The sequence below is a fragment of the Halorubrum californiense DSM 19288 genome (assembly GCF_000336875.1).
Classification (GTDB): domain Archaea; phylum Halobacteriota; class Halobacteria; order Halobacteriales; family Haloferacaceae; genus Halorubrum; species Halorubrum californiense.
In genome coordinates this window covers 133,590-155,534 of the sequence record NZ_AOJK01000064.1, presented here as the reverse complement: position 1 = coordinate 155,534, position 21,945 = coordinate 133,590, and the positions used below count along the sequence as shown (strand labels likewise).

Below are 21,945 nucleotides of genomic sequence, written 5' to 3'. Positions count from 1 at the left end.
GTTCGGGGGGGGAGAGCCTTACTTCTCGGACTCGTCGTCGGACTCCTCGCCAGCGGTCAGCCCGTCGTCCTCGGGGCGGTCGAGCGCGCGGTCGGCGTCGTGATACTCGGAGTAGCCGTCGAACCAGCGGGCGATCCGCTCGATGCGGTCGACGACGTGGGCGGGCTCGCCGGACCGGGAGAGCTCGTGCCCCTCGCGGGGGTACCTGACGAACCGCGTGTCGACGCCGTTCTTGCGGAGGATCCGGTGGTACAGCTCCGCCGTACAGATCGGGGTCCGCGTGTCGTCCTCGGAGTGGATCAGGAGCGTGGGCGTGTCGACCGCGTCGGCGTGGCCGGTCGGCGACTGCTCCCACAGCCACTCCGGCTCCTCGGACGGGACCGTGTCGAAGTCGCCCTCGACGAGCTTGTAGGCGGCGTCGGTCGAGCCGTAGAAGCCGGTGAGGTCGTAGACGCCGCGCTGGGAGACGGCCGCGCGGAAGTAGTCCGTCTGGCCGACCGCCCACGCGGTCATGAACCCGCCGAAGGAGCCGCCGGTGACGAACGCGTTCGAGTCGTCGATCTCCGGGCGGTCGGCGACCGTCTCCACGCCCGCCATCACGTCGCGGAGCGTGACCGCGCCCCAGTCGCGCTCGATCGCCTGCATGTACTCCTCGCCGTAGCCGGTCGAGCCGCGGGGGTTCGACCAGAAGACGGCGTAGCCGCGGGCCGCGAGCGTCTGGAACTCGTGCCACATCGTCCCCGCGGTCGACCACATCGCGTGCGGGCCGCCGTGGATCTCGACCGCGAGCGGGTAGGGCTCGTCGGCGACGGCGGACTCGCCATCGTCGCCGGCTCCCCCGGAGTCGACAGCGGATTCCGGCGGCGTCAACAGCCACCCCTGAATCTCGACGCCGTCGTCGGACTCGAAGCGGATCTCCTCGGGCTCACCGACCGCCCGCTCGGCGAGGTAGTCGGCGTTCAGCTCCGTCAGGCGGGTCGTCTCGTCGGCCGCGGCGTCGTAAGCGAACGCGTCGCCCGGGTGGTCCCACTCGCTGGCGGCGAACGCGATGGTGACCGACTCGGGAGCTGCGTCGGCGTCGCCGCCGACCGTCGCGCCGGAGACGGTTCCCGGGCGGAGCAGGCGCTCGGGGTCCGCGCTCCCGTCGGCGGGGACGCGCCACAGCGACGTCTTCCCTTCGTCCGGCGTCGCGAAGTACAGCGTCTCGTCGGCCGGCCCCCACTGCGGGGTCGTCCCGCGGCCGAGGCCGCGGTCGATGCCGCCGGTGAGGTCGGTGACAGCGCCCGATTCCGCGTCGAGGACGCGGAGGGCCGTCGGCTGCATCGACACCTGCTCCGGCTCGGCGTGCGTGAACGCGACGCGGCCGTCCGCGGTCGCCGCGAGGGCGGCGCCCCACCCGGTCGTGGTGTGGACGCGGTCGGCCTCGCCCGCGTCGAAGTCGTGCGCGTGGATCGCGATCTCGACGGAGTCGTCCGGATCGTCGCCGACCGCCTCGGTGTAGTACAGCGTGTCGGCGTCGCCCCACGACGGCGCGGCGAAGTCGGCGTCGCGGTCGGTGACTCGACTTACCGCGCCGGACTCGGCCGGGTCGGGGTCGGTGACGCCGCCGACCGTCGCGTCCGCGCCGACGACGTACACGCCGGGGCGGCGGCCGTCGAAGTGGCGCTCGGCGGCCCGGTAGACGGTCCGGTCGATGACGCGCGGGTCCGGGTGGTCCTCGGGCTCGTAGTCGTCCGGCACCGCGAGGTCGCGGTCGGCCTCGCGGTCGTCGGCGGTCACGGACTGAACGAACGCGATCCGCTCGCCGCCGGGCGACCACGCGATAGAGGAGACGCCGCCGACCACGTCGGTGACGCGGCGGGCCTCGCCGCCGTCGAGCGGGAGCACCCACAGCTGCTGGCGGTCGTCGGCCGCGCCACGGGTGGAGGTGAACGCGATGCGGTCGCCCGAGGGGCTCCAGCGCGGCTCGGCGTCGGCGCCCTCAGGGATGGTGAGCCGGTGCGGCGCGCCCTCGCCCGCGGCGTCGACGACGTACACCGTCGTCTCGTAGGAATCGTCGTCGTTCGGCTGTCGGCGTACGAAGGCGACGCGGTCGCCGTCCGGGGAGATACGGGGGTCGGACGGGACCGCGATGTCGCGGTAGTCGGCGGCGGTGATCGGCTCCATGGGTGTGGGTCGGACGGGGGAGGCAAAAGGCGTCGGGAGGCGGAAAGGCGGGCGGCGGCGGGGACGGGGAGCGGCGAGTCGGGCTCGCCGTCGTCGCTCAGTCGTCGGCGTTGTCGAACGCCAGCGAGACGCCGCCGTGGTCGACCGTCGCGCCCGCGGCGCAGACCGGGTGTTCGAGGTCGGCGCCCAGCAGTTCGGTCGCGACGGACTCGGCGTCGGTCGCGGTCAGGTCGTACGGCTCGGGGGAGTCCGTCTCGTAGGTCGCGACCACGGTGGGCTCCTCGACGGTCTCGACGAGCAGCGCGTCGCGGCGGACCGTGCCGATAGTCGCCGACTCCGCGCCGACGACGCCGGCGACGCGGGGCGTGTCGTAGTCGTCCTTCTCGAAGTCGAGCGCGAGCAGCGCCGACGCGAGCGCGTCGCGGGCGGGATACCCGCGCTCCAGTTTCTCCGCGATCGGGTCGACGTGCGAGCCGTTTCCGAGGGCCGCGAGCGGCTCCCCGGTGGGAGTCTCGACCGCCCGCGCGCAGTTGTACGAGACGTAGGGGTTGTCGGTGTCCGGCGCGTCCGGGGTCGGGCCGACGGTGAGCGTCCCGCCACGGTCACGGACGCGGCGGTTCGGGAACGAGCGCGAGGAGACGCGGTAGCCGCCGGTCCCGGGCGCGACGACGACGAATCGTCCGACGTACATACAGCTTCGTGCGGATTGGGTCGTATAAAGCGCGTCGATGTGCGCACGAACGCGATCCGCGGGTGGTGCGGACCGCCTCGTCGCGGCCGCGGCGTGTCACGGTCTCGTCAACCGATCGCACGGCGGGCGCAACGCGCAACGCTTACAAAGACGTACTGGCTATCGACGAGTGCGCAGTCCATTGGGGTAGTGGCCAATCCTGTTGCCTTCTGGGGGCAACGACCCTGGTTCGAATCCAGGATGGACTACTTCTCTCGTCTCGCTTCACTTGGAACAGAGAGGCGTCCCCGTCCCACGGTCTCCAGTCGAAACGAAGGGGTAGCCAGACGGCGGGCCTCCCTCTACTTCTCGACGTCCAGCAGCGCGACGCGCTCGCGGACGACGTCGGCGAGGTCGCCGGTGGTCGCGGCGAGTTCCCGGTCGGTGACGCCGTAGAACTCGCGGACGCGGCCCTCGTCGAATCCGGTCGACAGGTTCTCCCCGTCCGGAACTTCGGTCGAGTCGGTCGCGATGGATCGGACGGCGTCGACGGCTCCGTCGAGGTCGGCGGCCGAGCGCTCGACGCCGGACACGTCTCCGAAGTCGGTGACGAGGACGGCAGCGCCCCGCTCGCCCTCCGAGACGCCGAGTTCGAGCGCGCGGTCGATCTGTCTGCGCCCGGCCGCGTACAGCAGGATCTCGACGCCGGGGTCGCGCGCGACGGCCTCGCCGCGAGCGATCGCCCGCGCGGCCAGCCGCGCCGCCTCGCGGAGTTGCGTCGCGGAGACGACGAGGGCTGCGTCGAACGCTTGGACGACCGCGCCGGTCTCGGCCGCGATCGCGTCGAGGTCGCCGAGAAACGCGTCGAGGTCGTCGATCTCGAAGGTGCCGGTGACGAGTCTGACCCCGGGATCGGGCGCTGGCGCCCCGTCGCCGCCGGCCGCGGAGTCGGTCATCCGAAATCACCCAGGCTGGCCTGTCCGTCGCCGTCGCCGTCGGCGTCTGCGCCCGCAGTTGCCGCCGCGGAGGCCGAGCTATCGGGGTCGACGCCGTCGAGGGAAGGGTCCTCGCGGCCGGCGTTCTCCAGAATGCGCTCGGCGGTGCGCTCGCGGCCGCGGAGCGCGCCCAGCACGACCGCCTTGTCGGCCTCGCGGAGGTCGGCGCGGCTCTCGATGCCGGCCTCGTAGAGGCGGCGGGCGCGCTTGCGGCCGACGTTGCGGACGCCGGCGAGGTCGAGCAGCTCCTCGCGGACGCCGTACTCCAGCCGCTTGCGGGCCTCGCGGACCTGAACGACGACGTCGCCGTCGATCCCGTCGACGTCGCGCGCGAGCGTCTCCGCCGCGCGGAGGAGCCACTCGGCGGTGTCGACCTTCCCGCGGATGTCGCCCGGGCCGACGCCGTACCGCTCCGCGATCCGGTCCTCGTCGACCTCGTTCGCCCAGTCCTCCAGCAGGCGGCCCGTCTTCAGCGCGGCGAGCCAGTCCTCGAAGCGCACGTCCTCGTACTCGGAGGGGACGTCGCCGAGGAACTCCGCCTCGCGCTCGTAGCAGACCTCGGTGTACTCCTCGCGGTCGCCCGACTTGAGGTACAGCTCGTAGGTGTCCGGGGTCCGGCTGACGAGGTGATAGAGGCCGAGCGGCGTGACGGGGGGACTGGTGTCGTCGGAGTCGGCCGATTCCGCCGCCGGCCCGTCGGCGTCGTCCGTTTCCGCTTCGCCGGCGCGGGTGTACGTCGTGAACCCGGGGTCCTCGGCGTCGGCGTCGGCCGCCGGGTCGTCGGCCGCGACGAACTCGCCGTCCGCGCCGTCCGGGGAGGCAGCGGCACCCGCCCCGTCGTCCGCCACGGTCCGGAGGCCGTCGAGGATCTCGGCCGCGCTCATCGGGTCGAGGTAGAGCCGCGAGACGGTGTGGCCGATCCCGGTCGCGGCGAGGCCCTCACTCCCGCCGTCGCGGTCGCGCTCGACGAACCCGTTGGCTTCGAGGTAGTCGAGGACGGTGTCGGTGACCGCGGCGAGGCGGCCCTCGTCGTCGGTCTGCGTGGCGTAGAGGGTGTTGTCGAGGAACGAGAGCAACCCGTCGCGAGTGGCGGCGAAGCCGGAGGCGACCGTCGCGAGGACGTGGGTGCGGAGCGCGGGCTCGGCGGCGAGTTTCGAGCGGACCGGCTCGGCCTCGGCCCAGACGTAGCGCTCGAACAGCTCCTCGCGGGTGTCGGCGCTGTTCGCGAGCAGCACCGCCTCGCCGTACGGGTCGAGGCCGGGACGCCCCGCGCGGCCGCACATCTGGTGGACTTCGAGGACGTCGAGCGGTTGCATGCCGCCGAATTCCCCGTCGTAGCGCCGCCAGTCGCGGACGATCACGCGGCGGGCGGGGGTGTTAACGCCGGCGGCGAGCGTCGGCGTCGCGGAAACGCACTTGATCAGGCGGTCGCGGAAGGCGTCCTCGATCAGGCTGCGGTGCTCGCTCGCGAGGCCGGCGTGGTGGAACGCCGATCCCTGCTCGACCGCGTCCGCGAGGTCCTCGGAGGTGTCGGTGTCGGAGACGCCCCGGATCTCCTCGGCCAACTCGCGGAGGCGGTCGCGATCGTCCCCGGTCAGTCTGGAGGCGGTGACCTCGCCCAGCTTGCGGGCCGACGACTCGGCGTTGCGCCGGGAGTTGACGAAGACGAGCGAGGAGCCGCCCTGTCCGTCCTCCTCGGTGTCGAGCGCGTCGGCGACGAGCCGCGCGGTCTGGTCCTCCCCGCGCTCGACGGGCACCTCGCGCTGGCTCCCGTCGTCGAAGTTGATCGCGTTGCCGAAGTGGACGCCCGTGTGAAGCTCGATGGGCCGCCAGTCGGACTCGACGAGTTCGGCGTTGAGCCACTCCGCGATGACGTCGGCGTTGCCGACGGTCGCCGAGAGCGCGACCGTCTGGAGGCCGGGGTTCACCTTGCGGAGCTTCGCGAGGGTCACTTCGAGGGTGGGGCCGCGGTGGGAGTCGTCGACAAGGTGGACCTCGTCGCTGACGACGCATGTGAGGTCGTCGATCCACGGCGCGCCGTTGCGGATCAGCGAGTCCACCTTCTCCGAGGTGGCCACGATGATGTCCCTGCTCGCGAGCCACTCACCGTCGGAGTCGTAGTTGCCCGTCGAGACGCCGACGGTGACACCGAACTCCTCCCAGCGCTCGAACTCCGCCTTCTTCTCGCTGGCGAGCGCGCGCAGCGGGACGATGTACAGCGCCTTGCCGCCGCGCTCGACGGACGACAGCATCGCCAGCTCCGCGATCAGCGTCTTGCCGGACGCGGTCGGCACGGCCGCGACGAGGCTCTCGCCGTCGACGACGCCCGCGTCGACGGCCGCCTCCTGGGGCGGGTACAGCTCCGCGACGCCCTCCGCTTCGAGCGCCTCGCCGACGCCCGCGGGGAGCCCGGAGAGCGAACTCGGTTCCATTACCGGAGTCTGGGCCCCGCCTCGATTTAAACCGTCGGAAGGAGCCTCTCCGCGTTTTTAAGCAGAAATGTAGACGACGCAAAGCGGTCGGCGCGTGCCGACGAGCGGCCGGAAGGCCGCGAGTCGCACGCGCGAGGGAGTCGGTCGCCGAAGCGAAGCGAGGCGACCGACGAGGCTGGGGAGGCGTGAGGCNGAGCGAAGCGAGCGGGAGCACGGAAGTCGCAGCCCGCGCAGCGAAGCGAGCAGGAACGTCTTCCGGAGGGGCGGGACTCGAAGGGGCGGCCGCGAGGACGAAGACGCGCGACGCAAGGACCGCAGACGCGAACGGAGTGAGCGACGAGGACCGCAGCGAGCGCATCGAGTCCTCGCGGCCGGGGCTTCGGAGGTGTTCGCCGTCGACTCGCGGATGATCGTTTAGAAACGCTCGATCAGAAATACGGAGACGCCTACCGGATCACAGTTGGACAATTATAATTCCGAGTCAGGGAGCGACGCCGACCGTCAACAGCGTCCCCCACGTCCGGTAGCGGTCGACCATCGCCTCGCGGCTCTCGTAGCCGTCGACCGGGAACTCCGACGCCGCCGGAATCTCGACCTCGCGGTCCGGAATCGCGTCCTGCTCGGCGACGTACAGGCCGGCCTCCCGGAACGCCGCGCGGTACTCGTCGCGCGACCACAGCGTCATCTCGACGGCGATGTTCTCCTGCCACGCGTGGGTCGTCTCGCTCTCTTCGAAGTAGTTGACGGCGCAGTAGAAGGTGCCGCCGGGCTTCAGCACGCGGCGAACCTCCTCCAGCGTATGAACCGGGTCGGCCGCGTAGTAGAACGCCTCCATCGAGAAGACGTGGTCGAGCGAGTCGTCGGCGAAGGGCAGCTCGTCGAAGTCGCCGACGAGGTAGCCGACCGCGTCGTCGTCGGTGTACTCGCGGGCGTTACGGGCCATCTCCGGCGCGCCGTCGAGGCCGTAGCCGCGGCCGATCCCCCGCTCGCGGAGCGCGCGGAGCGCGTAGCCGGAGCCGGTGCCCAGATCGAGGACGGCGTCGCCGGCCTCGACCGGCATGCGCGCCAACACGTGTTTCGCGGTGTGCCAGTGGCGGTCTTCCATGCCGCGGTCCTTCCCGCTCGCCGCCCACTCGTCGAACTCCTCGCGGACGCTCATACCGGCCGGACGGGGAGAGCGGTGAAAAACGGCGGTGTTTTACCGGCTCCGCTCCCGGTCGTGGGTATGAAACGACCGCGAGCGCTCCGCCGACCGAACTTCCGGGTGGCCGACATCGCCCAGCAGTCGGTCGGGGGCTTCCTGCTCGCGGGGCCGTTCGTCGTCACCGCGGAGGTGTGGGAGCTCGCCGCGGGGATGAACTGGATTCAGGCCGCCGTGACCGCGGCGCTCGTCGGACTGATCGGGTACGCGGCGCTGTACCGGGCCGACACCGGCCGCGACGTCGACGAGGAGCCGGACCTCGTCGGGATCCCGACCCGCTTCGTCTCGCTGATGACGGTGTCGTTCGGGTCCGTACTCCTGCTCGCGCTGATCTTCGACGCGCCACAGACGTTCCTCGTCGAGGGCGGGATCGGCGACGGCGCGGTGGTGGCGACGACCGCGAAGGCCGTCGCCGTCGGCGCGATGTTCAGCGTCGTCGGCGCGGCGACCGCCGACAGTGTGTTCTGAGGGCGACGCGGTCGGGCGGATGCGCCCCCGGTCGCGGCGCCGCGACCCGCAACCGCCCTCACAGCACGACCGAGACGACCGCGAAGAGGATCAGCACGCCAGCGATGTCACAGAGGTTCGTCACCACGGGGATCGTCGTGTCGTCCGGGTTGAGTCCGACGCGGTAGGACACCTCGACGGCGGCGACGCTGGCGACGACGACGAGGACGGCGAGACACAGCCCGGAGACCAGCGAGATCAGCAGCACGCGGCCGAGTGCGAGCGACCCGCCGAGCGCGAGCCCGATCGCCCACGCGGCGACGCCTACCGCGCCGAAGACGGTCGCGGCGAGCGCGAACACCGCGCCCGCGTTCGCCCGGAGCGCGGGGTTCGAGGCGCTGAACTCGTAGGTCCCGAGGTACAGCTGGGTCGTGAGCCGCGAGCAGGTGATCGACGCGAGGTTGCCGGCCGTCCCAATCTGGACGGGCACCAAGACGAGCAGCGCCGGGTAGCGCAGGAGGACCGCCTCGTAGGTCTCCAGAACGGTTCCGGAGACGAGCTGAAGCACCGACAGCGCGGCCAGAAGTGGGATCATCGTTCGAACGATCCGCCCTATCGACCACTCGTCGACCGCCGTCGACTTGGGATCCGTCACGAGACGGCCCCCACGGCGGCGACGCCGACCAGGAGGAAGAACACGCCGAACACGTCGCCGAGCGTCGTCACCACCGGCCCGATGACGTTGTCGGGGTCGAGCCCGCGGCGGTAGCCGAGGAAGATGACCGCGATGAGCACCGTGATCATGATCACTGCGGAGAGGAAGCCGGCGACGACCATCACGCCGACCAGCTGGAAGAGGCTCCCGCCGTCGCCGAACAGGACGAGCGTCGCGTAGGTGACGACCGCGATGAACACGGAGACGGTCATCCCGTTCAGGAAGGAGGCGACGACCGCGTTCGTGAGCCGGCGGTCGAGCCGGAACCGCGGTTCGATGATCCCCTGGTGGAGCCCGGTCGAGAGCCGCGCGCCGAGCGAGCCGTACACCCCGCCGCGGGTGGCGAGGAACGCCGGGAGCAGCAGGAGGAGCCCGGGGACCTCCGCGATGTTCGCGCGCATCGTCTCGGAGGCGAGGATCGTCCCCGCGAACAGCCCGGCGATCAGGCTGACGGAGATAACCGGGAGCGCCTGCCGGTAGATGTCGCGCGCGGAGTCGTGCCCGGGCATCGAACGGACCGATGACGGGCGGGGCAAAAAAACCGACCGCCGCGTCGGTGGCCGGCGTCGATCCGCCGAACGGCCGGCGTCGGTTCACCGACTGACTGCCGCCGGTCCGCCGAGCGACGGTTCCGTGCGTGTCAGTATCTCCAGATGAAATGATGGGGAGTCGGCGGTGGATGAACGAGACGCCGACCGAACGCGGCGGGGACGACCCGACCCCGTCCGACGGTCTCGGCCCGCTCCGGCCCGCACCGTTAAGTCTGTCCGGCGAGTGCCGATCCCATGGACTACTCCCTCGCCGTCGAGAACGGGCCGGAAACGATACCGGGCGGGACCGGACTCCTCCTCGTCCACCCGAGCATCGGCGAGACGGACCGGATCGACACGGACTTCCTGAAGACCGACACCGACGCGTTCCTCGTCGTCTCGACGCGGACCACCGCGCGCGAGGTCGAGCAGAAGCTGGAGTACTACGACGTCGACGAGACGAAGGCGACCATCCTCGACACGCTCTCCGTCGAGCGCGGCTACTCGCGGCGCACGTCCGACGACGTCTACTACGTCTCCGCGCCGGACGACCTCGACGGCGTCGTCGACCGCGTCGAGCGGTTCCTCACCGAGAACGAGGGCAAGCGGCGCGTCTCGGTCGACTCGCTCACCGAGATGGCCTACTACGCCGACGACGACGCGGTGTACGACGCCGCGGCGGAGATTCTCGATCTGCTCGACGAACACGACGCGGTCGGCATCTTCCACCTCTCCGAGGAGGTCCATGAGGTGGCGACGCTCGACCGGTTCCGCGAGCTGTTCGACGGCGTCATCGAACTCAACGGCGAGGGTGACGTCGTCGTCGACGTCTGAGCGACGGAACGTCACTGCGTCCGACCGCCGCCGCGTCCGACCGCCGCCGCGTCCGCTATTCCTCGTCGACGAGCGCCGCGAACGTCTTCTCCGCCCACGCGACGGCGTAGGCAGACCCGCGCTCCCGGTAGGCGGTCGTGTCGAGCGCGCCGTACGGCGCCGGGAGGTCGAGGTCGTGTTTGACCGCCGAGCAGGCGTATTCCGTCGCGGCCGGGAACTCGGTGTCGCCGCGCGCGACCTCGCCGGAGAGGCCGCCGAGCCGGCCGGAGAGTCGTTCGCCGGCGTCGGCCCACGCGTCGAACAGTCGGGGGTACTCCCCCTCCCACGAGGCGAACGCGTCGCGGGTGTGGAGCCCGACCCACGCGTCGAACAGCGCGTTCGCGACCTGGAACACGTCGGTCGGGCCGAATCCGGTCGTCGACGCCCCCGTCTCCGGATCGGGACGGCGGATCGCCGCGTCGAGGTCGCGGTAGCGCTCGCCGAAGAAGGGGAGGAACGACTCGGGGATGGCGGGCGAATCGGCGGTATCAGCGCCACCGACCGCGCCCGGCGCTGGCTCACAGCCGATCTGGACGAGCCGCTCGGCGACGAGGAAAGCGAGGAACTCGTCCGGGGTCCCCTCCGCGCGCCGCTTGACGAGGACCGCCGGCGGGTCGGTCTGGGTCGTCCGGACGACCGTCCCGTCGCCGGGGAGCCCGACGGTGAACGCCGGGCCCGCGTGCTTCCGGAGCAGGTCCGGAACCGCCTCCGGGAGCCACTCGGCGGGGGACGACGCGGGGTCGAGCGCGTCGACGAAGAGACCGAGGTCCTCCGCGGCGGCCGGCGGGAGCGTCTCGAAGTCTGAGTCGACGTCGAGGACGGGCGAATCCGGCGCGTACCGATCGCGGACCGCCGCGATGTCATCGTCGAGCGACCGGGGCGAGAACATCAGCCGAGGACGTACGAGAGGATGATGAGCACCGAAAGGGCGGCCGAGACGCCGACCGTTCCAACCACGATCTGGGTCGATTTGGACATGCGAGATACTGCGTCCGCCGGTCGTTAAAATCAACCGGTCCGCGGCAAGCGCCCGGCGATTTTATGTCGCCCGGCGAGAGTTCAGAGGTATGCGAGTTCGCGACGCGGTCGAGGCCGACGCCGCGGCGCTCGGGTCGATGACGGGCCGGCCCGAGGGGGTCGCCCGCGACATGATCCACGACCGATCGGTGCGCATCGCGGTCACGAAAGGGGTGGCCGACGACGACGACAACACTGCCGACGCGGCCGACGAGGCGACGCCGGCGGGTCGAAGCCCCGACGACGACACCCCGGTCGACGCGGTGGGGGGGTTCGTCTCGTTCGACGTTCGCGACGGCGTCGTCCACGTGACGAACGTCGAGGGCGACGCCACGGCGGTCGGGCGGCTGTTCGAGGAGCCGGTGCGGTTCGCGACCCGCGAGGGAATGTCCGTCGAGGCTGTTCTCCCGACCGACGGAACCGCCGAAGCGGCGGCCGAGGCGGCCGGATTCGAGGCGTTCGGCTCCGGGCCGCGGATCGACGGCGCGTCGACGACGCGGTACCGGTTCGACCCGGAAGAGAGCGGCTGAAGGTCTGAGACAGTTACTCCGCTTCGGCCACCGCCACCGCTACTTCGTTTCGTCGCATGAACGGGGGTGTCCACGGGTCGTTGTACCGGAGGAGAGAGGGGTCGCCCACCGGGTCGATACCCTCGCGTTCGAGCGTGGCGCGGAGTTTCTGCGTCCGGCGTTCGACTCGCCACGCGGGGGCGTACCACGAGAACCGGTCGACGGCGACTCGCTTCGGGGGCTCCGTGACGAGCGACACGTCCGACGCCGTCGGTTCGGGCGCCGTTTCGGGACTGTACTCCGCGGGAAGATAGAACCCCATTCGGACCGCGTCGGAGTCCGTGTCGGCCGTCTCGGACCGAACGGGGGCGGTCATCGAGATGGATTCGCCGGTCCGCGTCTGGACGGGGGCAGTCATCGATATCGACTCGTTCCCCCGGTTGTCTCCGGAGATGTACGCAAAGAGTCGTCGGAACGCAGTGCGCTGCTCCGGGGCCGTCGTTTCGGCGAGAACCGTCCGGGGATACCGACGGATCTCGACGCCGTTCAGCGTTCGGAGCCGTTCGTACGGCACCGATTCCGCCTCGCTGGTTGAGTAGATACCCCAGCCGACCCAGCCGGCGAACAGCGCGCCGCCACCGACGAGTATCGCCTTCGTGAGCGGTCTCATACGACCCCTTCGTCGCCGAGGGAGATGAATCGACTGCCGCGAGGGGTCGACGAACCGTCGACCGTGCCGGACAGATGCTCCGCCTTCGGTGGCCTGTTCTACCGGTTCCGAACGAGTTCGACGGCTTCGAATCGGGGTGTAACAGCATAACACAGGGGTTCGATCAGTCGAAGCGGTCCTGAACGATTTCGAGCGCCTCCTCACGGTCGTCCCAGTCGACGAACACCGCGACGGAGGTCGCGCTCGTGATCAGGTCGATGATGTTGATCCCGGCCTCCGCGATGGGCGCGATGATGTCCTGGATGACGCCCGACTGGTTGGGGAGTTCGCCGCCCGTGACGCGGATCACGGCGATGGGGTCGGCGACGGTGACCGAGGAGAGCGCCTCGTCGGTGACGACCGCCTCGTGGAGCAGCGCCTCGGCGGTCTCCGCGACGTCGACGTCGACGTAGAAGGTGACCGAGTCCATCCCAGAGGCGACCGCGTCGATGTTGATCTCCTCGGCGCGGAGCGCGTTCGCCAGCTCGGAGAGGATTCCCGGTCGGTTGCGGATCGCCCGCCCCGCGATGGTGAGGCACGCGAGCGGCTCCTCGCGCATGTCGATCAGGCTCTCGAACTCGCCCTCGATCCGGGTGCCGCCCCGGAGCAGGTCGCCGTGCTGGTAGTGGACGACCCGGACCGCGAGCCCCTCGTCCTTGTACGAGAGCGCGGAGGGTGCGACCACCTCTGCGCCGCGGAACGAGAGGTTTCGGAGCTCGTCGACGGTGATCTGACCGACGTTGCGCGCGCCCTCGACCACCCGCGGGTCGCCGGTCATCACGCCCTCCACGTCGGTGACGATCACGACCTCGTCGGCGTCCATGTAGTTGCCGAGCATGACCGCGGTCGTGTCCGAGCCGCCGCGGCCGAGCGTGGTGACGTTGCCGTCGTGATCCTCGGCGAGGAACCCGGTGATGATCGGGACGACGCCGTCCATCTCGGCGGCGATCTTCTCGGCGCGCTTCTTCGTCTCCGCGACGTCGACCTCGCCGAGCTCGTCCGTGACGACCGGCCAGTCCGGGTGGCCGGGCTCGAGGAAGACGGCGTCGACGTCGCGGACGGACAGCGCGGCCTTCAGCATCCGAACGCTGGTTCGCTCGCCCATCGAGACGATCTCCGCACGGTCGGCGTCGTCCGTCTCGAAGGTGATGTCGTCGAGGAGGTCGTCCGTGGTCGACCCCATCGCGCTCGCGACGACCGCGATCTCGTGGCCGGCCGCGACCGCGCTCGCCACCGAGTCGGCGGCGCGCTCGATCCGGTCGCCGCTGCCGAGGCTCGTGCCGCCGAACTTGGCGATTACGCGCATGGGGCTACCCCGTCGTGCGTCCGGGACGCTCGGTCACCCGCGGACGGTCGCGCCGGTCGGTCTCCGACGGACGGTCGGCGGCGAGCGAGCGGGACGGCGCGGTCCGGACCGCGGCCGGAGTCCCGGCGCGGTCGACGGTGATCGGTAAACATGCGACTCCGTAGCAGAGGAAGCCGGATAACAGTATCTTCTTCGACAAGGGTCGCCCGAACCGCCGAACCGCACGAATCGGCGGCCGCGCGGCGGTGAAAACGGAACGAACGATCAGCGTATTTCGGACCCGCAGGACAGGGTGTGTGAGGGGACGCGCGGGGAGGGCAAGACGCGCGGAGAGGACGGGACGCGCGGAGAGGACGGACGGAGGCGTTACTCCTCTCCGATGCCCCAAGCGTCGGGCATCTCGATGACGTAGCGGCCGTCCTCTTGCAGGGAGATGATGTACTCCTGTCTGTCGTACAGCTCCATCAGGTTGAGTTCGTACTGCCCGGGGCTGACGATGCGAATGCTCTCGAACTGGTCGTTCAGCTCGTCGCGGAGCGCGTCGATACCCGGCTGCGGCTCCTCCTCGGCCGGCGGCGTCTCGGCGGGGTCAACGTCGCGGCTCGCGCGGTCGAGTTCGTCCGGCGACACCACCTCGGACCGCGCGCTCGCCTGCGCGGTGTCCTCGTCGCTCCGGTCCGCGATCTGTTCCGTGCCGTCGGTCGCGGAGTCGGGGCTCGCGGCGGCGTCGCTCGGCGTCGGGTCCGCGGAGTCGGCGGGTCGACGGTCGGCCGCGCGCTCGTCGGGCGTCGGCTCGGACTCGTCGTTAGCGACCGGCGCAGACCCCTCGGCGGGGGTCGGCGGCGTCCGATCGGACTGGTCGGCAGCGGACCCGGACGGTCCGGCGGCAGAGCCGGGCGCTTCGTTGCCCGAGTCGGCCGCGCCGCCGGAGTCGGCGTCCGCCGTCGCGCCGGCGGGCTTGAACTGGAACTTGTTCCCGCCGCAGTCGGGACAGCCCGACAGCATCTCCTTGGAGCCGTCGGGGAACGTCCGCCCGCAGGAGGTACACTGGTGGGGCATCTACTTGCGTGAGACGAGCGTGCTGATGAGGTTCTCGTCCTTGTGGAGGGTCTCGATGCGGTTCGCCGGGCCGATCACCGTGAGCTTCTGGGTCGACTCCCGGCCCATCAGCTTGTCGAGGAAGCTCTGGTCGCCCGCCTCGGCCTTCGGGTACGTCTCGATCTCGATGCCGGTGAAGTCGTCGGGACTGATCTCGGTCATCGTCACCTCGATGAGCCGCGACTCCTCGTCCGGGGAGAGGCCCTCTTCGAGGATGACGATGTTGCCGTCGCGGACGCCGTCGAGGATGAGCCGGATCTTCTCCATGGTCGTGAGCCCCTCCATCCGCGCGCCGCTTATCATGTCGATGCGGACGCCGTCGTCGCCGTCGTCCGGGTCGTCCGCGGCGTCGACGTTGGCTTTCGGACCGGCCATTAGCCGAAGTACTCCGCTATCTTGGTGTACACTTCGTCCATGTTGTCGCCCTCCAGCGCGGACAGCGGAATCGTCTCGTGTTGCGGGAAGGCGTTCGCGATCTGCTGGACGTCCGATCCCGGCAGGTCCGTCTTGTTCGCGAGGATGAGCGCGGGCAGGTCCTGCGACTCGATGATCCCGATCAGCATCGTGTTCACCTGCGTGAACGGGTCCGTCGTGGAGTCGAGCACGTAGATGACGCCGTCGACGTCCTCGCGGAGCCAGTGCATCGCCTCCGCGACGCCCTCGGTCGCCTCGCGCGACCGGCGGACGGCGTCGTCCTTCTCCATGTCGTGGTCGAGGAACTCCTTGTAGTCGACCTTCGTCGTCACCCCGGGGGTGTCGACGATGTCGATGGTGACCGTCCGCCCGTTGCGTTCGATCTCCACGTTCTCCTTCCGGCGGGCCCGGCGAGTCTCGTGGGGGATGTGGCTCTCTGGGCCGACGGCGTCACCCGTCCAGTCGCGTGCGATCCGGTTTGCGAGGGTCGTTTTACCGGCGTTCGGCGGTCCGTAGATCCCGATCCGCTTGGGCTCGTCGGCCGCGAACAGGCCGTCCGTGACCCGCGATATGCTGTCTCTGAGATTCGTGAGCAGTCCCATCCTGACCTCCTGTCCGTGTGGGTTACCCGAACACCGCTGTCGTTTCGCGGCACCGTTCGATCCGTGCGCTCGACGCCCGTTCGGGGAATTACGGTACGCTCCTCGCCGCTCTCACTTAAGAACTGCGTCAGACATCGCCGATCCGGAGCGTCGACGCCCGACGAACCCGAAATTCGGCGTCGGAGGGGATCCGGGTCCGGACTGCTCCTCGTGGTGCCCGCGTTCCTCGTCGTTCGCGTCCGCCGCGTCGATCCGCGTTACTCGTCGGTCGCTTCGTCGCCGCTCGCGGCGTCGAGGAAGACGATGGCGCCGCCGAGCAGCGCGAGGTTCTTCAGGAAGTTGATCTTGTTCCCCTGTCGCTCTTTCCCCTCCATCGTCCAGAAGTCGTGGATGGCGGGAGTGGTCCCGAGGAAGAAGACGACGAGCGCGCCGGCGGCCGCGCGCGGGAGCCGCCAGAGGACGATGCCGAGGTTGGCGACGAACAACATCCCGGTGACGAACGGGACGAGGAGGTCGGGCATCGGGACCCCCTTCTCCTCGGCGATCGCGACGCGCTTGTCGTTGCTCTTGAAGCCGTCGAGGGCCATGTACGCGAGGACGCCGCCGTACAGCGAACGACCGAGCAGCGAGGGGGCGTCGCGACCGGCGTCCGTCTCCGAATACGACCCGTCTGCGGAAGCGGTCTCGTCTCCCATTCAGACCACCTCGATCCGGCTGACGTTCGCGTCGACGCGCCCGACCGTTTCGTAGGTCAGTCCGTCCTCACCCGTCTCGCCGTCGGCGCTCCCGTCGACGCGCCGCATAATTCGGCCTTCGACGTCGTCGCGCTCGTCGGGCACGTCGAAGAGCCCGGAGCCGCAGACCACGTCGCCGTCGTGGACCGCCCACGTCTCGATGATCTCGTGGGGCTCGCCGGGGTACTCGACGCGCTCGAAGTCGCGGCCGAAGTTCGTCGACTCGAATAAGGCGACCTCGTGGTCGTCGTTCACCCACGCCGGCGGCGCCTCCTCGCCGCCGCAGAAGATCACGCGGCCGTCGTGGACGAACACGCGGCGAATGTACGAGAAGTCGTTGCCGACATCGAGCCGGTCCCACGTCTCCCCGGCGTCGGTCGTCCGCCACAGGCCGCCCTCGCCGACCGCGTGGCCGAGGCCGAGGTTCTCCAAGTCGTGGTCGAGGTAGCCGGTCGTCGCCAGCCAGACGTCCTCCGATATCGGGTGGATCTGGTGGACGTCGTCGACGATGGCGTCGCGGTGATCGGACCACGTGCGGCCGCCGTCGCGACTGACGTGGATCCCGCCCGCCTCGACGCCCGCGATCAGGTGCTCGGGGCGGCCGGGGACCGCTTCGAGCGCACGGAGGCGGGCGTAGTGCGGGTCGATCGGCGACTCCCAGTGGCCGCGGGAGGGGAGTTCGCGGAACCCCTTCTGCTCGGTCCACGTCTCCCCGCCGTCGACCGACCGGAAGACGTAGGGGTCGTTGGTGCCGGCGTACAGCGCGCCGTCCGCGGTCGCGAGGATCGACCACACCTCGCTCTGTCCGGCGTGCCAGAAGCGGTCGCCGAGCGGGACTTCGAGGTCGGTCCACGTCTCCCCGCCGTCGAGCGAGCGATACGCGCCCGTCGAGGAGGCGACGAAGACGCCCTCGGTGTGGGCCCACGACTTCACGGCGGTGACGACCCCGCAGTCGAGGACGGCGTCGAGGTCGTCGCGCTCGAAGGGAACGTCGTCGGTTCGGTACAGTCCGGAGTCTGTCCCGATCAACAGTGTCATATCCGTGAGTGAGTCGGAGGGACAATAAAGTTTTACCAACCTGTAAAACGCTAAGTGGCCGGGGGACGACGAGGGAGCCATGACCGCGCCACACGCCACGGTCCGCCCGACCGACGCCGCGCACCTCGACGAGTTAGAGCCCGAACTCCCGACCGAGCTGTTGAACATCCCGTGGATCGACCCGCACAACCACGCGCACACGCTCTCGTGGGAGGACCGCGAACGGTACGCGCTCTCGGGCTGCCGGTCGATGGTGATGGTCTCCTCTGGATACCATTGGACCCCCTACAAGCCCGTCGAGGCCAGCGACATCCGCTTCCTGTGGGACGACGCGATCAACCGCCGTCGGGCCATCGAGCGCAACCACTTCTTCGAGGCGAAGTTAGGGCTGGGGATCCACACCGGCGTCCGGATCGAGAACCCCGACGAGCTGTTGGCGGCGATGGACGACTACTGCGCGCTCGACGAGGTCGTCGCGGTCGGCGAGACGGGCGTGACGCCGAGCCAGCACGTCGAGCGCTGGGACATCGACGAGCAGCAGGCGGTCGTCCAGGCGCAGATGGAACTCGCGGACGACCACGACCTCCCCGTCCTGCTCCACACGCCGAACACCACGCCCGACGCGAAGCGCGAGTACCGCGACGACCTCGGCGTCAGCCCCGGCTACGAGAAGAACGCCGGGCTCGGGAGCGAGCCCGTCCTCGACGGCGAGAACCCGGCGCTGGAGGCTGTCGAGCGCGACGTTCGAGCCGCGCGCGACGCCGGCCTCGACGAGGAGCGCGTCGTCGCCTCGCACGCGGACGCGAACAACACCGCGTATCTGATGGACGAGACGGACTGCTACCTGAGCTACACCATCGGTCACTCGTGGCTCGTGGGCGTCGACGCGGCCGACGTGGCGGACGCCATCGACGAGTACGGTCCCGAGCGGATCATGATCGACACCGACACCGCGAACGTGCTGCGCACGGACCCGTACGCGGTGAAACGGGCGATTTTCGAGCTGTACCGCTACGGCATCGACGTCGACGACATTCGGACCGTCGTGTACGAGAACCCGCGCGACGTGTTCGGACTGGCGGCGTAGGAGGTTATCAGGACAGGCCCCCGTCAGATCTCGACGCTGGCGTCGACGAGGAACTGCCGCTTCGCTCGTTCGGTCTCGGGTCCCTCGGCGACGAGGCCCGGTGTCGACGGCTCGTCGTCGAACCGGTCCCGGTCCGGGGAGAGCGACTCCAGAATCTCGTGGAACGTGGCGCCCTCTCTCCCGGTGACGTGGACGAACCCGCCGTACCGGCGCTGTTCGAACGGAGTCGCGTCCGGGTCCGGGACGGCCTCTCGAATACAGTCGGTCTTCTCCCGGAGGTAGTTCGCGGCCTCGTGCTGCGACCGCTGGCAGTCGGCGTACAGCTGTTGTTGCGCCTGATCGTCCAGGTCGGCCTCGACGTGTTTAGCGGACTCGTATCTGACGGCGTCGGGGCCGAAGTCGCCGGTGAGGAAACTGAGGTTGACGGTGAAACAGTTCTGGTATCGCAGGATCACCAGGAAGAAGATCTGCTCGTCGACCGTGTAGCGCTCCTGTAAGCGATAGTAACACTCCAGGTAATACGCCGCGAGCGCGCCGACCCAGTCGTCGCGCTCGCCGTCGAGGTACGCGGTTGCGGTGTCGTAGTAGTTCTCGCCGGCGACCTGCTGGAGGCGGTGTTCGAAGCTCTGTCGCATCTCGGCCAGCTCGTCCTCGTAGACCTCCGTCAGCGGCACGTCCGGGTCGTCGAGCAGCTCGCTCTTTCGGTCCCCGGCGGCCGCGATTCGCATCATGTTCCGGTGGAAGGACCGCTCCGCCTCCACGTCCGGGAGTGGAATCCGCACCGCCTGACCGCGCAGAATTTCCGAACTGGATTCGAAGCGTTCGCTCCAATCACTCACGGAGCCACCGAGAAGTCGTTGAAAAATCAACGTTTCGGTGGAACGGTCTTTTGATTCGCACCGTTCGGCGGGCGACCGTTTCGGACGAAGGCGGGCTGAAGAGGAAACGTCACCGAGGCGCTGCGCCGGTAATCGGCAGCGAATTCCCACGATTCGCCGGGCCTACTCCGTCTCGAACTCGGTCGTCAGTTCGCCGACGCCCTCGACGCCGACGGTGACGGTGTCGCCGTCGCCGAGCAGCACCGGCGGGTCGCGATAGACGCCGACCCCGGGCGGCGTGCCGGTGAACACGAGGTCGCCGGGTTCGAGCGTGAACGCCTGACTACAGAAGGATATCAGGTCGTCGACGCCGAAAATGAGGTTCTCGGTCGACGACTCCTGGAGGCGCTCGCCGTTGACCTCGGCGAAGATGTCGAGGTCGTGGGGGTCGCCCACCTCATCGGTCGTGACGAGGTCGGGGCCGGTCGGGGCGAACGTGTCGAGGCTCTTCCCGCGCACCCACTGGCCGTCGCCGTGCTGGAGGTCGCGCGCGGAGACGTCGTTGCCGACGGTGAAACCGGCGACGTGGTCGAGCGCCTCGTCGGGGTCGACGCGGCGGGCGCGCTCGCCGATGACGGCGACCAGTTCCGCCTCGTAGTCGACCTTCTCGGTGTACTCGGGGTCCCAGCGGACCGCGTCCTCCGGGCCGACGACCGACGTAGGGAACTTCGAGAAGAGGACCGGCTCGTCCGGGATCGGGTTGTCGCCCTCCTCGGCGTGGTCACGGTAGTTCAGGCCCACGCAGACGACCGTCTGCGGGTCGTCGACGGGCGCGGCGCGGTCGAGGTCGGCGGGGTCGCGCAGGCCGACGCCGGTCGACTCGGCGTACTCGACCGCGAGGTCGGTCTTGCGGCGCCACTCCCAGTCGGCCAGCAGGTCGTTGGTCTTCGGGCCGAGGTCGACGCCGGCGGCCGCGCCGGCGGTCGCGAGGTCGACCACGCCCTCGTCGGTCGCGACGCCGACCCACGGCTCGGTCTCTGCGGCGTCGGTGGTCGGGTCCGCGGAGGCGGACGAGTCGGCGGTTCGTCTCGTGTCGGTGTCGGTGTATTGTCCGATTCGCATTTGGTTGTCGTGTCGTCGTGTCTGGCGGGCGATTCTGAACGGGTGATCGGGAGGTGTTTCGAGTGGAATCGAAACGGAGCGTGCGTCGATCGACGCGCGTTACACGTCGATGCCGGCCTCGTCGAGCAGGCGCTCGCCGGAGGCGACGAAGCGGTCGAACTCCTCGTGGACCTTCGGGTTCGTCAGTTCGCCGTCGCGCTTGACGACCTCGCCGTCGACGAGGACGGTGTCGATCTGCGAGGGGTCGGCCTGGAACACGACGGTCTGGACCGGCGAGTGCGAGGGGGCGGTCATGAAGTCGCTCGCGTCGAACAGGACGAGGTCGGCGCGCTTGCCGGGGGTGATCGTCCCGATCTCGTCGTCCATGCCGAGCGCCTTCGCGCCCTCGATCGTGGCCATTTCGAGGGTGTCGCGCGCGGAGATGCTCACCTCGGTGACCTCCTCGTCGCATTCGAGGACCGCCTGGTTGTCGAACATGCGCTGGAGCTGCATCCCGATCCGCATCTGGCTCCCCATGTCGCCGCTGACGTTCGAGCAGACGTCGACGCCCCACGTCGGGCGCCCGCCCGCTTCGAGCACTTTCTCGGTGACGGGGATGCCGTGACCCATCTGTATCTCGACCTCGGGCGTCGAGGAGAAGGAGACCCCGTGCTCGACCGCGTGGTCGATGTCCTCCTGCGAGAAGTGGTTCCCGTGGGCGACGTTGACGTCGGGACCGAGCATATCCTCGAGACAGCCGAATCCCTGGTAGTCGTCGCCGTACTCGGAGGACGGCCACAGCGCGGCGCCCATGTGGATCGTCGAGAGGACGCCGAGGTCGCGAGCGAGTTCGAGGTCCGCCCGAGCGGTCTCGTCGGTACAGAAGTCGGGACCGCGGAGGCCGAGCGCGAGGCTGAGCAGGTCGTCGTCGCGGATCGTCTCCTCGCGGAGTTCGCGGATGTTCTCCTCGGGGAGGCCGACGTCGCTCTCGTACCACCACTTCGCGGAGTCGTCGCCCGGCGGGCCGTACGTGTACACGGCGCGCAGGCCGCTGTCCTGTAGGGCGTCGACGGCGCGTTCGCCGTGTTCGAGGGTGTTAGGATACGACCAGTCCAGCGCCGTCGTCGTCCCGGTGTGGAGCTTCTCGAACGCGCCGAAGAGGCCGCCGAGGTACATGTCCTCCGGCCGATAGAGCCCGGTGATGTTGCCGAGCATGTGGTCGAAGTACTCGCCCATGAGCGACCAGTCGCCGGCGATCCCGCGTACCTGCGTCTGCGCGAGGTGGATGTGCGAGTCGACGAAGCCGGGGACGACGATCTTCCCGGACGCGTCGATCTCCTCCGCGTTCGACGCCGACAGTCCGGTGCCGACCTCGATTATCTCCCCGTCCTCGATCAGGACGTCGGCCTCGTCGAACTCCCCCACGTCCGGGTCCAGCGAGACCACGGTCCCGTTTCGCACGATCGTTTGTGTCATGTTCGAT

The 21,945-nt window shown here is 69.7% G+C and carries 23 protein-coding genes; 4 read left to right on the top strand and 19 right to left on the bottom strand.

The window, feature by feature from the left end; genetic code table 11:
• Positions 1-18: 18 nt before the first annotated feature.
• From C463_RS13390 to C463_RS13365, 5 genes are all read right to left on the bottom strand, one after another.
• A complete protein-coding gene (locus C463_RS13390; RefSeq protein ID WP_008444640.1) occupies positions 19-2,166 on the bottom strand; it encodes a S9 family peptidase in 2,148 nt (715 codons plus the stop codon).
• Between the two features lie 97 nt (positions 2,167-2,263).
• Complete coding sequence (locus tag C463_RS13385) at positions 2,264-2,857, bottom strand: IMP cyclohydrolase (RefSeq protein WP_008444639.1); 594 nt, start codon at positions 2,855-2,857, stop codon at positions 2,264-2,266.
• Positions 2,858-3,198: 341 nt separating this feature from the next.
• Positions 3,199-3,792: a KEOPS complex subunit Cgi121 gene (gene cgi121 / locus C463_RS13375; protein ID WP_008444637.1), complete on the bottom strand. Its 594-nt coding sequence runs from the start codon at positions 3,790-3,792 to the stop codon at positions 3,199-3,201.
• Entirely contained in the window at positions 3,789-6,263 is a 2,475-nt protein-coding gene (locus C463_RS13370) for an ATP-dependent DNA helicase (RefSeq protein ID WP_008444635.1), read from the bottom strand. Before C463_RS13370 ends, cgi121 begins: the two co-directional genes overlap by 4 nt.
• Positions 6,264-6,744: 481 nt before the next feature.
• Entirely contained in the window at positions 6,745-7,422 is a 678-nt protein-coding gene (locus tag C463_RS13365; protein ID WP_008444634.1) for a class I SAM-dependent methyltransferase, read from the bottom strand.
• 66 nt (positions 7,423-7,488) lie between these two features.
• Here C463_RS13365 and C463_RS13360 point away from each other — a divergent pair, with 66 nt between their 5' ends.
• A complete protein-coding gene (locus C463_RS13360) occupies positions 7,489-7,932 on the top strand; it encodes a hypothetical protein (RefSeq protein WP_008444633.1) in 444 nt (147 codons plus the stop codon).
• A 58-nt stretch (positions 7,933-7,990) separates the two neighbouring features.
• Here the strand turns inward: C463_RS13360 and C463_RS13355 are convergent, their stop codons facing one another.
• Positions 7,991-8,566 (bottom strand): magnesium transporter, encoded by a 576-nt coding sequence (locus C463_RS13355; protein WP_008444632.1) that lies wholly within the window; start codon positions 8,564-8,566, stop codon positions 7,991-7,993.
• Positions 8,563-9,135 carry a magnesium transporter gene (locus C463_RS13350; RefSeq protein ID WP_008444631.1) on the bottom strand — a complete coding sequence of 191 codons (573 nt, stop codon included), beginning with the start codon at positions 9,133-9,135 and terminating at the stop codon, positions 8,563-8,565. The genes C463_RS13355 and C463_RS13350 overlap by 4 nt, the downstream gene beginning before the upstream one ends.
• A 276-nt stretch (positions 9,136-9,411) precedes the next feature.
• On the opposite strand from C463_RS13350, the gene C463_RS13345 reads away from it, so the two are divergent.
• On the top strand, positions 9,412-9,990 hold the full coding sequence (locus tag C463_RS13345; protein ID WP_008444630.1) for a DUF7090 family protein: 579 nt from the start codon (positions 9,412-9,414) through the stop codon (positions 9,988-9,990).
• A 55-nt stretch (positions 9,991-10,045) separates the two neighbouring features.
• On the opposite strand, the gene C463_RS13340 is transcribed toward C463_RS13345, so the two are convergent.
• Entirely contained in the window at positions 10,046-10,918 is an 873-nt protein-coding gene (locus C463_RS13340; RefSeq protein ID WP_008444629.1) for a DUF7089 family protein, read from the bottom strand.
• The gene (locus tag C463_RS20325; RefSeq protein ID WP_449271967.1) at positions 10,918-11,007 is read right to left on the bottom strand and encodes a hypothetical protein; all 90 of its coding nucleotides are present in this window, start codon (positions 11,005-11,007) and stop codon (positions 10,918-10,920) included. Before C463_RS20325 ends, C463_RS13340 begins: the two co-directional genes overlap by 1 nt.
• An 89-nt stretch (positions 11,008-11,096) precedes the next feature.
• Here C463_RS20325 and C463_RS13335 point away from each other — a divergent pair, with 89 nt between their 5' ends.
• A complete protein-coding gene (locus tag C463_RS13335) occupies positions 11,097-11,576 on the top strand; it encodes a hypothetical protein (protein ID WP_008444627.1) in 480 nt (159 codons plus the stop codon).
• A 13-nt stretch (positions 11,577-11,589) separates the two neighbouring features.
• Here the strand turns inward: C463_RS13335 and C463_RS13330 are convergent, their stop codons facing one another.
• The 7 genes from C463_RS13330 to C463_RS13295 all read right to left on the bottom strand — a co-directional run bounded on the left by C463_RS13330 (position 11,590) and on the right by C463_RS13295 (position 17,456).
• Positions 11,590-12,225 (bottom strand): SOUL family heme-binding protein, encoded by a 636-nt coding sequence (locus C463_RS13330; RefSeq protein WP_008444624.1) that lies wholly within the window; start codon positions 12,223-12,225, stop codon positions 11,590-11,592.
• A gap of 163 nt (positions 12,226-12,388) precedes the next feature.
• A complete protein-coding gene (locus tag C463_RS13325) occupies positions 12,389-13,570 on the bottom strand; it encodes an aspartate kinase (RefSeq protein WP_008444622.1) in 1,182 nt (393 codons plus the stop codon).
• A gap of 366 nt (positions 13,571-13,936) precedes the next feature.
• Positions 13,937-14,629, bottom strand: coding sequence for an OapC/ArvC family zinc-ribbon domain-containing protein (locus C463_RS13315; protein WP_008444620.1), 693 nt, complete (start codon positions 14,627-14,629; stop codon positions 13,937-13,939).
• Positions 14,630-15,043: a DUF2073 domain-containing protein gene (locus C463_RS13310; protein ID WP_008444619.1), complete on the bottom strand. Its 414-nt coding sequence runs from the start codon at positions 15,041-15,043 to the stop codon at positions 14,630-14,632.
• A complete protein-coding gene (locus tag C463_RS13305; protein WP_004599231.1) occupies positions 15,043-15,684 on the bottom strand; it encodes an Era-like GTP-binding protein in 642 nt (213 codons plus the stop codon). The genes C463_RS13310 and C463_RS13305 overlap by 1 nt, the downstream gene beginning before the upstream one ends.
• 257 nt (positions 15,685-15,941) lie before the next feature.
• A complete protein-coding gene (locus C463_RS13300) occupies positions 15,942-16,379 on the bottom strand; it encodes a DoxX family protein (RefSeq protein WP_008444618.1) in 438 nt (145 codons plus the stop codon).
• Complete coding sequence (locus C463_RS13295; protein ID WP_008444617.1) at positions 16,380-17,456, bottom strand: WD40/YVTN/BNR-like repeat-containing protein; 1,077 nt, start codon at positions 17,454-17,456, stop codon at positions 16,380-16,382.
• Between the two features lie 79 nt (positions 17,457-17,535).
• Here C463_RS13295 and C463_RS13290 point away from each other — a divergent pair, with 79 nt between their 5' ends.
• On the top strand, positions 17,536-18,543 hold the full coding sequence (locus C463_RS13290) for a TatD family hydrolase (protein ID WP_008444616.1): 1,008 nt from the start codon (positions 17,536-17,538) through the stop codon (positions 18,541-18,543).
• A 23-nt stretch (positions 18,544-18,566) separates the two neighbouring features.
• On the opposite strand, the gene C463_RS13285 is transcribed toward C463_RS13290, so the two are convergent.
• The 3 genes from C463_RS13285 to C463_RS13275 all read right to left on the bottom strand — a co-directional run bounded on the left by C463_RS13285 (position 18,567) and on the right by C463_RS13275 (position 21,938).
• Positions 18,567-19,382: a hypothetical protein gene (locus C463_RS13285; RefSeq protein WP_049905928.1), complete on the bottom strand. Its 816-nt coding sequence runs from the start codon at positions 19,380-19,382 to the stop codon at positions 18,567-18,569.
• A 162-nt stretch (positions 19,383-19,544) separates the two neighbouring features.
• The gene (locus C463_RS13280) at positions 19,545-20,483 is read right to left on the bottom strand and encodes a fumarylacetoacetate hydrolase family protein (RefSeq protein WP_008444612.1); all 939 of its coding nucleotides are present in this window, start codon (positions 20,481-20,483) and stop codon (positions 19,545-19,547) included.
• A gap of 99 nt (positions 20,484-20,582) precedes the next feature.
• Entirely contained in the window at positions 20,583-21,938 is a 1,356-nt protein-coding gene (locus tag C463_RS13275) for an amidohydrolase family protein (RefSeq protein WP_008444609.1), read from the bottom strand.
• Between the last annotated feature and the right edge of the window lie 7 nt (positions 21,939-21,945).

Coding starts and splice junctions, on each gene's coding strand:
- C463_RS13350 (WP_008444631.1), bottom strand. CDS start 9,135: ATGCCCGGGCACGACTCCGCGCGCGACATCTACCGGCAGGCGCTCCCG.
- C463_RS13290 (WP_008444616.1), top strand. CDS start 17,536: ATGACCGCGCCACACGCCACGGTCCGCCCGACCGACGCCGCGCACCTC.
- C463_RS20325 (WP_449271967.1), bottom strand. CDS start 11,007: ATGTCCAAATCGACCCAGATCGTGGTTGGAACGGTCGGCGTCTCGGCC.
- C463_RS13325 (WP_008444622.1), bottom strand. CDS start 13,570: ATGCGCGTAATCGCCAAGTTCGGCGGCACGAGCCTCGGCAGCGGCGAC.
- C463_RS13295 (WP_008444617.1), bottom strand. CDS start 17,456: ATGACACTGTTGATCGGGACAGACTCCGGACTGTACCGAACCGACGAC.
- C463_RS13365 (WP_008444634.1), bottom strand. CDS start 7,422: ATGAGCGTCCGCGAGGAGTTCGACGAGTGGGCGGCGAGCGGGAAGGAC.
- C463_RS13390 (WP_008444640.1), bottom strand. CDS start 2,166: ATGGAGCCGATCACCGCCGCCGACTACCGCGACATCGCGGTCCCGTCC.
- cgi121 (WP_008444637.1), bottom strand. CDS start 3,792: ATGACCGACTCCGCGGCCGGCGGCGACGGGGCGCCAGCGCCCGATCCC.
- C463_RS13330 (WP_008444624.1), bottom strand. CDS start 12,225: ATGAGACCGCTCACGAAGGCGATACTCGTCGGTGGCGGCGCGCTGTTC.
- C463_RS13315 (WP_008444620.1), bottom strand. CDS start 14,629: ATGCCCCACCAGTGTACCTCCTGCGGGCGGACGTTCCCCGACGGCTCC.
- C463_RS13310 (WP_008444619.1), bottom strand. CDS start 15,043: ATGGCCGGTCCGAAAGCCAACGTCGACGCCGCGGACGACCCGGACGAC.
- C463_RS13370 (WP_008444635.1), bottom strand. CDS start 6,263: ATGGAACCGAGTTCGCTCTCCGGGCTCCCCGCGGGCGTCGGCGAGGCG.
- C463_RS13360 (WP_008444633.1), top strand. CDS start 7,489: ATGAAACGACCGCGAGCGCTCCGCCGACCGAACTTCCGGGTGGCCGAC.
- C463_RS13305 (WP_004599231.1), bottom strand. CDS start 15,684: ATGGGACTGCTCACGAATCTCAGAGACAGCATATCGCGGGTCACGGAC.
- C463_RS13345 (WP_008444630.1), top strand. CDS start 9,412: ATGGACTACTCCCTCGCCGTCGAGAACGGGCCGGAAACGATACCGGGC.
- C463_RS13280 (WP_008444612.1), bottom strand. CDS start 20,483: ATGCGAATCGGACAATACACCGACACCGACACGAGACGAACCGCCGAC.
- C463_RS13335 (WP_008444627.1), top strand. CDS start 11,097: ATGCGAGTTCGCGACGCGGTCGAGGCCGACGCCGCGGCGCTCGGGTCG.
- C463_RS13275 (WP_008444609.1), bottom strand. CDS start 21,938: ATGACACAAACGATCGTGCGAAACGGGACCGTGGTCTCGCTGGACCCG.
- C463_RS13340 (WP_008444629.1), bottom strand. CDS start 10,918: ATGTTCTCGCCCCGGTCGCTCGACGATGACATCGCGGCGGTCCGCGAT.
- C463_RS13300 (WP_008444618.1), bottom strand. CDS start 16,379: ATGGGAGACGAGACCGCTTCCGCAGACGGGTCGTATTCGGAGACGGAC.
- C463_RS13385 (WP_008444639.1), bottom strand. CDS start 2,857: ATGTACGTCGGACGATTCGTCGTCGTCGCGCCCGGGACCGGCGGCTAC.